The 15300-nt window shown below is 37.2% G+C and carries 7 protein-coding genes; 6 read left to right on the forward strand and 1 reads right to left on the reverse strand.

The features are described 5' to 3' along the window. Window positions 1-27: 27 nt before the first annotated feature. Window positions 28-576 carry an REP-associated tyrosine transposase gene (locus AKG34_RS23330; protein WP_053348524.1) on the forward strand — a complete coding sequence of 183 codons (549 nt, stop codon included), beginning with the start codon at window positions 28-30 and terminating at the stop codon, window positions 574-576. 235 nt (window positions 577-811) lie between these two features. Here AKG34_RS23330 and AKG34_RS23335 read toward each other — a convergent pair whose 3' ends face one another. Then, window positions 812-1705 carry a helix-turn-helix domain-containing protein gene (locus AKG34_RS23335; RefSeq protein ID WP_053348525.1) on the reverse strand — a complete coding sequence of 298 codons (894 nt, stop codon included), beginning with the start codon at window positions 1703-1705 and terminating at the stop codon, window positions 812-814. A gap of 541 nt (window positions 1706-2246) precedes the next feature. Between AKG34_RS23335 and AKG34_RS23340 the strand changes: the two genes are divergently transcribed. From AKG34_RS23340 to AKG34_RS23365, 5 genes are all read left to right on the forward strand, one after another. After that, window positions 2247-2564: a hypothetical protein gene (locus AKG34_RS23340; protein ID WP_053348526.1), complete on the forward strand. Its 318-nt coding sequence runs from the start codon at window positions 2247-2249 to the stop codon at window positions 2562-2564. A 622-nt stretch (window positions 2565-3186) separates the two neighbouring features. Next, window positions 3187-4626: a hypothetical protein gene (locus AKG34_RS23350; protein ID WP_053348528.1), complete on the forward strand. Its 1440-nt coding sequence runs from the start codon at window positions 3187-3189 to the stop codon at window positions 4624-4626. A gap of 155 nt (window positions 4627-4781) precedes the next feature. Continuing rightward, window positions 4782-6788, forward strand: coding sequence for a penicillin-binding transpeptidase domain-containing protein (locus AKG34_RS23355; protein ID WP_053348529.1), 2007 nt, complete (start codon window positions 4782-4784; stop codon window positions 6786-6788). A 428-nt stretch (window positions 6789-7216) separates the two neighbouring features. After that, window positions 7217-10513: a 5'-nucleotidase C-terminal domain-containing protein gene (locus AKG34_RS23360; protein ID WP_053348530.1), complete on the forward strand. Its 3297-nt coding sequence runs from the start codon at window positions 7217-7219 to the stop codon at window positions 10511-10513. Between the two features lie 77 nt (window positions 10514-10590). Further along, on the forward strand, window positions 10591-15129 hold the full coding sequence (locus AKG34_RS23365; RefSeq protein WP_053348531.1) for an endonuclease: 4539 nt from the start codon (window positions 10591-10593) through the stop codon (window positions 15127-15129). Window positions 15130-15300: the final 171 nt, after the last annotated feature.

Consider the following 15300-nt stretch of genomic DNA (forward strand, 5'->3'; position numbering starts at 1 on the left):
CCCCGGAATAGGAAAGGATGATGTTTTATGCCTCGTAAACCGAGGATATGGTACCCTGGTGCGATGTACCATATTACAAGCCGTGGCAATCGCCACAGTAACATTTTTTTAGACGACAAGGACCGACTTCGTTATCTGCATCATTTAAAGGAAACGAAAGAAAAATATTTCTTCGAGCTTCATAGCTATTGCCTAATGACCAATCATGTTCATCTTCTCCTCGAAACGATGCAGCACCCCATCAGCGATATTATGCATAAGTTGAACTCCCGCTATGCTATCTCCTTCAATAGGCGTCATGACCACGATGGACACCTTTTCCAAGGCCGTTATCATTCCGTCTTAATCGAATCAATCGAACAATTCACTGCTACAAGCCGTTATATTCATTTAAACCCTGTAAAAGCCAATATCGTCAAAAACCCCGCTGAATATAAGTGGAGCAGCTATAAAGCCTTCCAAATAGGGAAACCAAATATGCACGTCAACCCCACACAAATCCTTCATTACTTTCAAACCCCACAAAACTACGAAGAATACGTAATGAGGGGGTCAGACCCTATTTCCCATCCATAAAAAAGACCAGAAAACCTTTGAAAGTACAGGGTTTTTGAGCAATGGGACAGGGGTCAGATCCCATTTCCCGAGTGGTTTTTTGAAGCATCTCTTTATTATACTTCATTTTGGCTTGGAATTTGAAATGGAGGAATACAGGTTTTGGAATATGGACATGAGAGCTTGTGTATTTGCTTTGTGAATTCGTAAATGTGAAGAGCCATTCCCGTGTGGGGAATGGCCTTTTAATATAGTTTTAGTTTATTTTCATTTCATTCTTCCAACTATCCAGTCTTTTGTTGATAAACGTAGCAAATGTATGATTCTTTTGTAACGTGAAGAGAAATGCAGACTTTTCTAGATATTCTTTTGCTTCTTTATAGTTACCTACCAGTTCAAGGTTGTAGCCTAAATGGTAATGTAAATCGGCTAAAGCATATAATTGATCATGTTCCAAGCACCATTTTATCGCATCGCGGCAGCATGTAATAGACTCTTCGTATCGGACTAATCGTGTTAACACTCTACCAAAATTATAGGATAAACGTGTCTTTAGCGTCTTATCTGTTAGGATAGGAAGGGCTTTCAAATGATCAAGTGCCTTCTGAAGCAAGGCAAACGCATTTTCGTATTGTTCTTCGGCTACGTACATCACTCCGAGACTACTTAAAATTTCGAGCTCCCGTTCCGAATAAATTTTATCCGTAGTATGAGTAATAGCAATGGCTTGTTTAATAAATTCAATAGCTTTATCTAGATCTTTATTTTTTTCGTATTCATAGATGCCCTTGTGCCAAAGAATCAGCTGATGATTCTTTTTGTTCTGAAGAAATAGTGGACTGTTTTCCTCAGTCTTCACAATTTGTTGCATTTCCTCATAATTTCGGGTTCTTCTGGCTATTTTTAGTTGATGGATCACTTCTTCTACGTAATCCAGTCTAGGTGTCATGCCAATATCAAAAAAATAATTCACATCCACTCCTAAGCGTTGAGAAATTAGATAGAGAGTGGACGCGTATGGATAGACATCACCTTTTTCAATCTTGCTAATCTGTGCTTGTGTACAAATACCGGATGCTAACTCTTCCTGTGAAAGTCCGATTTGTTTGCGTAGTTCTTTTATTTTTTGTCCAACTGCAAAAAAATCCATTTTGATTCTCCTTAAAATATGCCTAGAGTTATATTTTGTTATGAAAAATCGGTAAAAGCTGTATGTACCTGTCCTTAACGGTTTAAATAGATTCTGTAGTCGATATATATGATTTTAAGAAGTGTGGTTAAATATAACTATAGAATTAATTTCTATTTTAACCAATATTTTTTTGTAAAAAAGGAGGAATGACCTATGAAAAAAAGTACTAAAGCATTAGTCGTATCTTTTCTTATCATCGCTGCTTTTGTGATTGTTCCAAACGAATTACCAGGCCTATACGCAGAACTTCCAGGCTTATATAAATAAGAATCGAACTTTAATTTTGCTCTTTCTAGCATCTTCATTCGAAGATGTTTTTTTTGTTCTTTTGGAGATTATTCTTTTGCGCATATTCCTTTAGTTATAATTATCTACGGATTGGGAATAAAAGGTCCAATTGGTACGGGTAGAAGAAACGTAAGCGTAGTTTGGAACGCCTATTTCCTTTTATTAATTTTGTTATAGTATAAATAACAAAACGGAGAGAGGTGTAAGGTTAATGATTGATATTAATATGAAAGTTCAGCCCTCTTTTTACGATGAAGAATGTGCCATTGTGTTTTCTTTTTATTTTGATAAGGCAACCAAAAAGATCGGTGAAGCTGTGGTATACACATGCAAAAAATCAAACGAAAAAGGATACAACCAAGATAATATAGATACAGATATACAGGAAAAAATCGCTTATATTAAAGAATTTTCTATAGTAGATGAATATCAGGCAACATCTATGAAGAAAATTCAACATTTTTTGGACGTAATCGGTATCAAAAAGTGCGTAAGGCACAACCATCTGGGAAATGAAATTGCATTTTAAACAGTAAAAACTCATGACATATACGTGTCATGAGCTTTTACTGTTTAATTGAGAATTTTGACATTTTCACTCATTCGTTTTCTGTCACTTGTTTTTGAGGTGTTTTTTTCAATTAATATGAATTGATATTTGTTGTTATTGGATTTCATGATGTCGTTCCTTTTCTGGGTTTTTACCCTTTTTCATTTCATCTAAAACGTGAATTTAACGGATGAGTAGGACCGTATATTAAAGATAAGGTAGGGAAAACTTAAATATTCCTATAGTTATATTTTCGTCTGAAAATCTCAGTATAATTGAATTTATTACCATCTAATAGGCTGTAATGCTTAAATAGGGTGTATTTTCGTGTTTTATACTACTAAAAATAAATGCTAAAATGTTCCGAATATCGGATTTTCATTAGAAACATCAGTTTCTAGTACCCTAAAGTGAGGAGAGTTGAAAGACTCTCTTCGATGGCCCCCAGGCTCATGCTTGGGGGATCTTTTTTTTGTTGGAGGATACTTTGTCCACTTTATTTTTACAATATGTTTCGTTTTGTTTTTGTATGCCTGGGTAAAAATTAAGAAGCAAGATGAATTAAACCTGGACCATCCCGGTTTAAGCGGAGGAATAGATGATGAATGTGATAAATAATAAAAATGATCTTACGAAGTGTTCCTTTCAGCAGTTTATCTTTCCATTCACACTTGAGGGAAATAAGATTGAAACTTTTGTGGAAAATTTGCTAGAGGACAATTTCGTATTTTTGAACTTGAAAGATATGAATCAGCAAGGTGGATTTTATGGAGACCACAAAGTTTTACACCGTAAATTAGAAAAATACTTTATGCCGTACATTGAGCCGATTTTGTTTCCAAGCAGTTCAAAGCAGAAGGAAGGATTGCGACGTTTTACAAAAAAACTGGATGTTGGGTGCACCTTCGAATCACCGTATTTAAATACCCCTTTTATTATTAATTCAATTGATATCTTTATATGCCCATTTCATATTGGCATGATGAATCTCCGTGTTACGTTGCCGGAGGGGCTTTCATACAATGATGTGCTCTATTTTGGCGACACGTTCCGAATCCTCGAACCAATTGCCGATGACGAAGAGAAAACGAAAATCGGCTGTATGAAAAATAAATATAAACAGGTGAAGGATTTTATCTTCAAAGAGTTACTTCCACCGCTGGAAGAGTATATGGACGAAGAACAAGCCGATCCGTCTTATTTCGGAAGCTTACCTTTTTTTATCGATGAAAGAATGTATGTAATTAGCTATATTGCACTCCCAGAGTATCGTAATATTTCTAAAAATGATTTGTACCGTGCAAGTGATCTGAATGGGTATGATAGTGATGGTGAACCCTATATCGGTGCAACAAATCCAGATTACATCGAACGGTATTATCAGGAAAGGGTGTATGACAGGTGGGCGAAGGAAACCTATTATGTAACAAGCGTGTATCATTTTGCCTGTGTCACGAAAGCGACAGGCAAGCTTGAACAGCAACTCGCAAGCGAAATGTACGGCCAGCACTTTTATGCGGTGTTGCTTTACTTCTATTATAAAATAGTACTTCTGAAATTGGCACATGAACACTCCCGAATTGATGTGGAAAAAGACCAATCAAGTACAGAACAGCTAATCTTCATGATCACCGATTTTTCCTCAAAATACTTATTTACCGAAGTCAACAGTACGGCCACTGGGAAAGAGCTATTTAAAATGACGGATGAAACCTTTAGGATTGCCCCGCTTTATAAAGAAGTAAAGGAAACACTTTCCTACCTCTATCTGAATCAGGATAAACTAGCTGGGAAAAGCAGTAATTATCTCTTGCAAATCCTCACGATTTACACCGTTATCTCCGGAATTTTCGGGATGAATCTATATATTGAAGATTGGAAAGGGAAAGTAACATGGAAAGAGTATTTGAATTACACCATATATGAATGGGTGGCCGTCTTTGTAACGACAACTGGTCTTGTTATTTCCAGTTTATTGGGCTTTTTCTTCCTGAAAAAATGGCTGCAAGAGAAAAGGAGTCGAAAAAAGAAAATGCTTTAATTGTAGGAGTCCTGTACTTAAGTACAGGACTTTTGCTTTAGCATAAACACGGGAAATTAGTAAAATGAAGAAATTAGTCATACAAATTCCCCCATTTCTCTAATATTTTGATAAACTATATGTGTACCATTCTAACTATTCATTAGGAGGAAATCATGAAGAAACTAGCATTAGTTTCCAGCTTTTTGTTGATGAGCGTATTGTTTTTGGCAGGCTGCTCGGATGAGCCTAGTCCAGAAGAGCGCTTTTCGACTTACACGAAGCTTTGGAATAAACAGGATTATACGAAGATGTATGAGTATCTGTCATCTGATACAAAGGAAAAAGTCAGTGCAGATGAATTTGCGAAGCGCTATGAAAAAATCTATAAGGGCATTGAGGTCGACCAATTAAAAGTGGACTATAAACAGCCAAAAGAAGAAAAAAATCATAAAGATGCAAAAAAAGTAAATCTTGCCTATACAGTTGATATGGAAACAATGGCGGGAGCGATTAGCTCTGATCATAAGGCAACCCTTGTCAAAGAAGAGGGAGATGAGGAAGAAAATTGGTACGTCAAGTGGGATGAAAGCTATATCTTCCCTGAATTAGAAGCTAATGAAAAAATTTCAGTTGAATCGTACCCGGCAATACGCGGAGAAATTGTTGATCGAAATGAACGTGGTCTTGCAATGAATGGTAACGTTGCAGAAATAGGAATCGTACCAGAGAAAATGGCCAATGAAACTGAGACTGTTAAGAAGGTTGCTGGAATTCTCAACATGTCTACGGATGAAGTGAATCAGAAATTGAACCAATCATGGGTGCAGCCTAGCTATTTTGTGCCTATCAAGAAAATGTCATCCGATAACACCGCAACCTTGGAAAAACTGTTAAGCATTGCTGGGGTCTCGGTCAATAATACAGAGGATCGTATATATCCCTATAAAGATGCAACTGCCCACCTAATCGGATATGTCGGTGAGGCGTCAGCGGAAGACCTGGAAAGATTGAAAGGCAAGGGCTATACCGCAAGTGACGTTATCGGCAAGCGTGGTCTCGAGGAAATTTTAGAAGAACGTCTGAAAGGAAAGCCAGGCGGTAAAATCTATATTAAGACAGAAAATGGCGAAGAAAAAGTCATAGCTGAAAAGCCAGCTGAAGAAGGAGAAACAATTACATTAACCATTGACGCTGAGCTTCAAAAGGATATCTTTAAGCAATACGAAAAAGAAGCAGGGTCAGCTACAGCACTTGACCCAAAGACCGGCGAAACGCTGGCGCTTGTCTCAAGCCCGTCATTTGATCCTAACAAATATATATTCGGAATAACAAAAGCCGAACAAAAAGCGCTTGAAGAAGATCCGGATAAGCCGCTTCTGAATCGATTCAGTTCAACCTTTGCACCTGGTTCAACTATTAAGGCAATAACTGCGGCGATAGCTTTGAAAAATGGTGTGGATCCGAATGAGTCAATCAATATCCAAGGGAAAACGTGGGCCAAGTCGACTTGGAAAGACCATTCCATCACAAGAGTCGCTGATCCCGGTGTAGCAATCGATATGGAAAAAGCGTTAATTTATTCAGATAATATTTATTTTGCCCAAAAAGCACTTGGCCTTGGTAAGGACAAATTCACAAGTGGACTCAAAGCATTTGGCTTTGATGATGCATTGGACTACGACTACCCGATCAAGGCATCGAGCATTGGTAAAGTGGACAGTGAAGGGCGCCTGGCAGATGCTGGATATGGTCAAGCGCAAATTCAAATGAGTACGCTTCATTTGGCTATGACGTACTCAGCATTCTTAAATGAAGGAAACATCCTTAAGCCTTCGTTAATAACAGGCAATAAAACTGAAAAGAAAATATGGAAAGAAAAAGTCATATCAGCTGATCAAGCGAATCAGATCACTAAGATGTTGACACAAGTAGTGGAACATCCTAAGGGAAGCGGTCATGGCATAAATGATCTTGGCATCAAAATCGCAGCCAAAACAGGAACCGCTGAAATAAAGGCTTCCAAAAACTCCAACGGAACAGAAAACGGCTGGTTCGTCGCTATGGACACGGAAGATCCAGAACTTCTTATGGCATGGATGATTGAAGATGTAAAAGGACGCGGCGGGAGCCATTTAGCTGTCGATCAAATGAAACCGATCTTGAAGAAATACTTGAAATGAATAAGGAAAGGCACCTACTGGTAGTAGGTGCCTTTTTTATGTATCTATATTCCTATTACAAATTGATAACATATAAAAACAAAACTCTTTTAAATATTAATTAATGAAATAATAAATCATCACAAATTATAGTTGATTAATAAGAGAGATAATTGGAAGTAATAACAAAAACTTTAACTTAAAATTATTATAATAAAGGTAGAAATTTCAAAATAATTGTATTATTGTAGATTTACAAGGATAAATTGGTAAAAAATGATTGTGTTTATATAGTTTTATAGAACTAGTTTTTAACATTGGTACTTAAAATAGGAGTTGTGAAGGGGTTAATTAGTGCTGAATTGTTTGTTTCGTAAGTCGTTGTTATTTTTTACTCTATTAGTACCTAGTGCACTATTTTAGATATTGGAAGGGAGAACACATTCTATATGAATAAGAAGAAAGCAATTAAACTAGCAACGGCAACTGCAATTGCCGCATCAGCATTCACTGCTGTTGCACCAATACAATCAGAGGCGTCTACTAGCATTGCCACTCAAGTTAAAAATGCAAAAGCAGCAATGAAAAAACCATTTAGCACTTACTTCGACGCTAAAAAATTAGCAAATGTGACAACTGTTGAAAAACAAATTAAATCTGCTAAAAAAGAATACACGAATGTGAAGAATTCAATAAAGAATTCAAGCAATAGCAAAGCTAAGAAAGATGCTTATTACAAAGAACTTAAAGGTTACGAAAAATATATCACACGTGCTGAAGGCTATGTAAAAGGCTACAAAGCAGCTGAAAAAGCCAAAAAATCGCTTAAAAGTGATCTCACTAAACTAAACGCTGCTGCGATTGCTCAAAAGCCAACAGATGTAAAGAATAAATACAATGCTCTTGATGCTTCTGTTAAAAAAACAGACAAAAATATTAAAGACACTGTATACGGTGCGAAAATTGAAAAACTTCTTTACGCTCAATTCACAGCAGCTACTAAAACTGCTTTGCAAGGAGAAATCAAAGCTTACTATTACTATGAAAAAGCAGAGTACTGGCTGAATAAAGGAGATACAAAAACAGCAGCGGATAGAATTAAAACTGCTTCGAAAATTAAAGTAGATACTAAAAAAGACTTAGGCAAAGCAATTAAAGACTATGCAAAAAAAGTTCAAACTAAATATGACCAAGCAACTGACAAAGAAGCACCAAAATTTACTTACAAAGGTGAAGTTAAATTCGAAGTAGAAATGGGAGAAAATTTCAAGCTTCCTAAAGTAACGGCAGAAGACAAGCTTAATAAAGTGTACGTAACATACAAAATTAAAGGGCCAAAAGGAGCGACTAAAATTGATACTAATGTTGCCGGAGTATACAAAGTAACTTACACAGCAACTGACTCTAATGGTAACAAAGCAAAAGACTTAGTAATTACAGTTGTAGTTAAAGAAGCTACAGTTAAAGTTGAGAAAGTGAGTGCGATCACTTCTAAAACCTTAGAAGTTAAATTCAACAAGGCTGTTGATGATACAAAAGCATTATTTGAGTTGAAAAAGGACGGACGTATAGTTAACGATTCAAAAGTAACTTTCAGCGAAGACAAGAAAACAGCAACAATCGAACTTACATCTAAAATTACAAAAGGTGAATACGTAGTTAACGTATCTGGTTTAGCTCAAGACAAAGTAGTTTCTGGTTCAGTTAAAACAGAAGATGAAAAAGTAAAAGGTATCGAAATCCTTTCTGAGAAAGCTCCAATTGTAGGTGGGCAAGTTAGCGTTGGATATAAGGTTGTTAACCAATATGGTGAAGATGTAACAAAGTTTGAGACTATTGAAGTAAGGGTTAAAGGAGCAAAAGAAGTTTCAAACACTGATGGTCAACTCGTATTATCAAAAGTTGATGGAGCGAATGACCTGAAAGCAGGAGACCAAATAGACGTAACATTAATTCACAAAGCTACTAAAACTTCGGCAACCAAAACAATTACTGTTACTAATGAGAACTTTGAATTAACAGTCATGCATACAAATGATACACATGCACATTTGGATAATATCGCTAGGCGAATTACAGCTATTAAAGAAGTAAGAAAGGAAAACAAAAACTCTTTGCTTTTAGATGCAGGAGATGTCTTTTCTGGAACACTATATTTCAACCAATATACTGGGCAAGCTGATCTTGAGTTCATGAATTTAATTGGATATGATGCAATGACTTTTGGGAACCATGAATTTGATCTAGGTACAGAAAAGTTGGCTGATTTTGTTAAAAATGCAAAATTTCCATTTGTAAGTGCAAATGTTAACTTTTCAAATGATACGTATCTCAAATCTTACTTTAAGGGAGAAAGCACACAAACAGCAAAAAGCGGTGAAATATACAGCAGTATCGTGAAGAGTATTGATGGGGAAAAGGTTGGGATTTTCGGTCTTACAACTGCTGAAACAAAAGATATCTCAAGCCCGGGAGCGGGGGTTGAGTTTGAAGAATATCTTGCAAAATCCCAGCAAACCGTTAATAGCTTAGAAGAACAAGGCGTTAATAAAGTCATTGCACTTACCCATCTTGGCTTTAATGATGGCGGTGGAGATAACGATTTGACTCTAGCAGAAAAAGTAAAAGGAATTGATGTAATTGTCGGCGGACATTCCCATGATAAATTAGAAAAACCAACTGTTGTTAATACAGAAGCAGGAGCAGAGCCTACTGTCATTGTTCAGGCTAATGAATATAGCAATTATCTAGGGCAATTGGATGTAGAGTTCGATAAAGATGGAAAAGTTATTGCTAATGATGGTAAGTTAATAGATTTAAATAAACAAAATGCAGATAAATCCTATGTTATTAAAGATGATGAGGAAGCCTTAAATATCCTTAATACTAAATACAAGCCAGCGGTCGACGATATGCAGAAATTTGTAGTGGGCATCGCTGATGTAGACTTAATTGGTGGAAATCCGGCAGCACGTACAGGGGAAACGAATCTGGGTGACTTTATTGCAGACGGAATGCTTGCAAAAGCACAACAATACAAACCAGGTACAGTTATTGCCCTTCAAAATGGAGGCGGCGTTCGTACAACAATTAAGGCTGGAAACATTACATTAGCAAACATTTTTGAGATTCTTCCTTTTGGTAACTCATTGGGAGTAATGGATTTAAAAGGTTCAGAGATTAAATCTGCCCTTGAATTAAGCGTGAAGGATGCTCCTTCTGCATTTGGCGGTTTTCTGCAGGTTTCCGGACTACGGTTCACATATGACCACACAAAAGCCACCGGGTCTCGCGTGCAAAGTGTGGAAGTTTATAAAGATGGAATGTTTGAAGAATTAAAAGATGATGAAAATTATCAGGTTGCTACGAATATTTTCACTGCTAAAGGCGGTGATGGTTACACAATGTTCGCAAAAGCATACAGCGAAGGACGTGTAAGTGAGCTAGGCTTTGTTGATTGGGAAGTATTGCAAGATTATATCAAAGTACAGAAAGACCAAAAAATTGCCCCAGTTCTTGAAGGACGTATCATCGATGAAGCTAAAACAGAAGTGAAAGCAAGTGAGTTCAATGGTACAGCAGAGGACCCTAAAACTCATAAAGGCAGTATAGTAGTCGATATAACAGGAGTATCTAGTCTCGAAAATGCTATAATCACAGGAAATCTTCACTTGAAGGGCACTGACGCTGATAAGGTAGTTCTTAAAAATGTAACTGTTCTTGGTAACACATATTTCATAGACTAATAGTTTTATGGAAGGCCTTCTAGCGGCTTTGCTGGAGGCTTTCCTTTGCTAAATATATTAATTATGGAGAGTGTTCAATGAAAAGAAAGAATTGGAAAATAAAGATAAACCTTATTCTAATTTCCACATTGATATTAAGCTTTTTTGCACCAATGAATTCTATCGTTACGAAAGCTGCTGAGCCAATTACTGTTGCAGAGGCGATTGCTAATAACTCGGGAACTGCTACTGTGCAGGGGTATATCGTGGGGTATACAACAGCAACAAACAAATATACTAAAGACCCGGCAAAATTTGCAGGAGATACAAATCTAGCGATTGCCGATTCTCCTGACGAAACAGACCCAAGTAAAATAATACCGGTAGAATTGAAAAATAGCGGTACTTATCGGGCTACTTACGGACTAAAGACAAATCCAGGTAATTTGGGTAAGAAGGTGCTTTTCACCGGAACTCTCACAGCCTATTTCTCAGTACCGGGCCTAAAAGATTTATCTGCGGCGAACTTCATAGAAGAAACTTCTCCTAATAAAGTAGAAGCTGTCAAAGCCAGTGTAGCTGCTGGCGGGGTGATAGATGGAACAAAAGTATCGCTCTCCTCAGGTACTGAAAATGCAACCATTTATTATACAATTGATGGTTCAACTCCTACGAGTTCAAGCACTCAATATACAGAATCGATAACTATTACAAAAGACATGACAATTAAAGCAATTGCTTTAGCATCAGGTTTGGATAATAGCGATATAGCATCGTTTGAATATAAAATTATATCACTTAAATCAATAGCCGAAGTAAGAAAAATGACCATTGGCAGTTCAGCCCTTACTTCTGGAGTCGTTACGGCAGTTTTTACATCAGGCACGAATAATACAGTCTATATCCAGGATGACACAGCAGGGATTGTTATTTATGGTTCAGACCTAGCTGTTGAGGCAGGAGATAAAATCAGCGCAAAAGGAACGCTAGCTGATTATAATACACTCTTGGAGTTAAATGTTCAAAAAGCAGATGTAACTATTCTTAAAAAAGAAAGTATTCCTGTTGCAGAAAAATTGACTGCTGCTCAATTTGAAGAGAGCAAGGAAGCTAAGCTTGTAACGGTGAAAGATGTAACAGTTGAGTCTGTTTCAAACGGAACCTTTATTGGAAAGGATGGGGAGGGAGAGTCCCTTACATTACGCCCTCAAGATGCAACGCTTCTTTCAGTCGGTACAACATATGATTCAATTACAGGTGTATTGGGATCATATAAAGACGTATATCAATTAATTCCAAGAAGTACACTTGATATTATCCAAGATGCAAATAAAGTACAAACTGTAGTTGCAACACCTGGTACAGGATTTATTAAAGCAGGTGAAACTGTCACACTGACCTCAGGAACAGCTGATGCAACAATCTATTATACAACTGACGGACAGGAGCCTACGAAAAGCAGCGCTGTCTATACCAAACCAATTACAATCAATGAAGCTACGACATTAAAAACTTTTGCGGTAAAAAGTGGCTTAACGGATGGTAACATTTCGACTTTTACTTACACTATTTCAAAAGGTGATGTCCGAATTCATGATATTCAAGGGGCTGGACATACTTCTCCATATTTAAATCAAAATGTAACAGATATAGAGGGTATTGTCGTATCCACGATTGATAATAATAATTTCTTTATTCAGGATCAAAAGCCTGATAATGATATAAACACTTCCGAGGGAATTCTTGTTTATAAAAGTGCTAATGGCGTTAAGATTGGCGATGTGGTCAAAGTAAGCGGAACGGTAAAAGAGTATGTGATGGAGGGATATTCCGAAAAAGCAACAACGGATCTTCCTGTAACAGAAATTAGTGCATCCGCTATTACGGTTGAAAAAAATGGACAGGCTTTACCTGACCCAATTGTAATTGGCAAAGACCGTACCCCGCCAACAGGGAAGATTGATAGTGATGGATTGACTGTTTTTAATCCAGCAGTTGACGGGATTGATTTTTACGAAAGTTTAGAGGGAATGCTTGTTCAGCTTGATAGTCCGAAGGTTGTGGCACCACAGGAGTATGGGGAAGTTGTTGTTATTCCTAAGAACATGGAAACTTCTACTTCTGCTGGTGGAGTCAAGTTTACAGAAACAGATACCCACCCAGAAAGAATTCATCTGAAATTTGATAACGATAAATATGTAGCGAAAACGGGTGATAGTTTTAATGGAAGTATTACGGGTGTTGTAAGCTACGGTTATAGTAACTTCAAAGTGTTGACAAATAAGGATAAGTTACCTGAACTACAAGATGGGGGAACGAAGCGTGAAGTTACTTCTATTGAACCGGATGGGAAGAAGCTGACAGTTGCCTCTTATAATGTGGAGAATTTCTCAACTAAAACTGACAATGAAAAACTAACGAAATTAGCTAAAGCCATTGTACAGAATCTGAAGACGCCAGATATTATCGGTTTAACAGAAATGCAGGATAATGATGGTGAGGCTGATAGTGGTACTACAGATGCGACTGAAAGCTTTAAAAAGCTGGTTGCCAAGATTCAAGCAGAAGGTGGACCAGAGTATCTATTTACTGATATAGCTCCAGAAGATAAGCAAGATGGTGGAGCACCAGGTGGAAATATCCGAGTAGGTTTCTTGTATAAAAAAGGTACTGTTTCGCTTACTGAAGGAACAAAGGGAAAAGCTACAGAGTCGGTCGGCTTTAACGATGGCAAGCTTACATTAAACCCAGGCCGAATCGATCCGACAAATGCAGCATTTGCTTCAAGCAGGAAGCCGTTAGCAGCCCAATTTGAATTCAACGGTGAAAGTGTTATTGTGGTTGCCAATCACTTTAATTCGAAGGGTGGAGATCAGCCTCTATTTGGGAAAAATCAGCCGCCAGAATTAAAAAGTGAAGTTCAACGTCTTAAGATTGCAAGTATTGTTAACAGCTTTGTTAAGGATATTAAATCAAAAGATGCTAATGCAAATGTTGTTTTACTAGGAGATTTCAATGACTTTGAATTTTCTAAGACACTAACTGCATTAAAAGGCAGTGAATTAACAAACATGGTGGAGAAGGTTCCTTTTGAAGAAAGATATTCTTATACTTACCAAGGCAATTCTCAAGTTCTGGATCATATTCTTGTTTCTAATAATATTGCAGCAGAAACTAAGGTGAATATCGTCCATATAAATTCATCCTTTACAGAAGCTGATGGCCGCGCGAGTGACCATGATCCAGTCCTGATTCAAACAGAATTAAAACCAACACAAACACCACAGCCACAAAAAGTATATGACTTGGTCGGATTCACAACAAAAAAATTGGTAGTTGAAACACCTAACTCATTGGTCAAACTTGATGCGACTTCGAATATCAAAGAAGGAATTTGGCTGAAGACAGATACGACTCTATCTGGTGAAGGTCTGAAGAAAACGAAAATCATAATCAGTCCAATAAAAAAGGAAACTGTCATTGATTTCTCAGGTGCCGAAGTCAAGGAAGTGTTGATTGATAACAGTAATGTAAAAGAAATCAGGGGAGCAGAAAATGTTCAAAAATGGATTTTTAAAGAAGGTATAGATGTTTCTGGTATAAAATTCTATAATGCAAAAGGAGAAGCGATCGCTTCTCCCTTTATTCCAAAAGAAAATCGTCCTCCAGTAATAATAAAGACTATCGATAATCTCTCCGTGAAAGTTGGAGAAGATGTAAGTTTAAACTTAAACAATCATTTTTCAGATCCAGATAGCGATTCACTTTCTTATTCCACAACAATTGGTACGGTCTCAGGGTCCATACTAACAATTCCAACTAGTACAAAAGGTTCCTATATTGTTGCTGTCACTGCAAGAGACAAGTGGGAATCGAAAACAATTGCTACTTTCTCAGTAAACGTTACTGCCGACGATCAGCTTGAAACCTATTATCAAAAAGCTGAAGGTAAGACCGGGTCTGAATTAAAGACGTCATTACATACTATTATTAAGTCACAAACGAAATTGACATACGCAAAGGTTTGGGATGCAATCAAAGATACAGACGAAGATCCTAAAAACCCAAACAATGTCATTTTACTTTACTCTGGTAAGTCTGTGGCAAAGTCGAATAATGGTGGAGGCAACGGTCAATGGAATCGTGAGCATGTCTGGGCAAAATCCCATGGTGATTTTGGTACCAGTGTAGGACCAGGAACAGATATTCATCATTTACGCCCCGAGGATGTTACCGTAAATAGTGTTAGGGGACATCTTGATTTTGATAATGGCGGCAAAAAATATAGTGGATGTGAATGTTATTATGATACGGACTCTTGGGAACCACCTAACCGTGTTAAAGGTGATGTTGCGAGAATGATATTCTATATGGCTGTCCGCTATGAAGGGGATAACGGAGAAATTGATTTAGAGCTGTCAGATACAGTTAATACCTATCCCAAAGCATTGCATGGAAAATTTTCCACTCTATTAGAGTGGAATGAATTAGACCCAGTTGATGACTTTGAACGCCGTCGAAACGATGTGATATATGAAAGATGGCAGCATAATCGCAATCCTTTTGTTGACCACCCTGAGTGGGCAAACGAAATCTGGAAAGCTGAGAAAATACAAGATATTAAAAAAGCAAGCTGATATATTTTTGCACAGCTCATCGTCAATACGGTGAGGTTTTTTTATACGTATGAGCTCAGCGATATTAAATTTTTTTCTCGTTAAGTAAAATCAGTTACTCTCTTATGCATCTCGCTATTCTGTGTATTAAAAGAAGCTCCAAATTCTTAGAGATAAAAAGTTAATTAAGTA

The organism is Peribacillus butanolivorans, assembly GCF_001273755.1.
In the GTDB taxonomy this organism is placed as follows: domain Bacteria; phylum Bacillota; class Bacilli; order Bacillales; family DSM-1321; genus Peribacillus; species Peribacillus butanolivorans.

Bases quoted from the DNA above. Each gene is read 5' to 3' on its own strand.
- AKG34_RS23330 (WP_053348524.1), top strand. From the start codon at position 28: ATGCCTCGTAAACCGAGGATATGGTACCCTGGTGCGATGTACCATATT.
- AKG34_RS23335 (WP_053348525.1), bottom strand. From the start codon at position 1,705: ATGGATTTTTTTGCAGTTGGACAAAAAATAAAAGAACTACGCAAACAA.
- AKG34_RS23340 (WP_053348526.1), top strand. From the start codon at position 2,247: ATGATTGATATTAATATGAAAGTTCAGCCCTCTTTTTACGATGAAGAA.
- AKG34_RS23350 (WP_053348528.1), top strand. From the start codon at position 3,187: ATGAATGTGATAAATAATAAAAATGATCTTACGAAGTGTTCCTTTCAG.
- AKG34_RS23355 (WP_053348529.1), top strand. From the start codon at position 4,782: ATGAAGAAACTAGCATTAGTTTCCAGCTTTTTGTTGATGAGCGTATTG.
- AKG34_RS23360 (WP_053348530.1), top strand. From the start codon at position 7,217: ATGAATAAGAAGAAAGCAATTAAACTAGCAACGGCAACTGCAATTGCC.
- AKG34_RS23365 (WP_053348531.1), top strand. From the start codon at position 10,591: ATGAAAAGAAAGAATTGGAAAATAAAGATAAACCTTATTCTAATTTCC.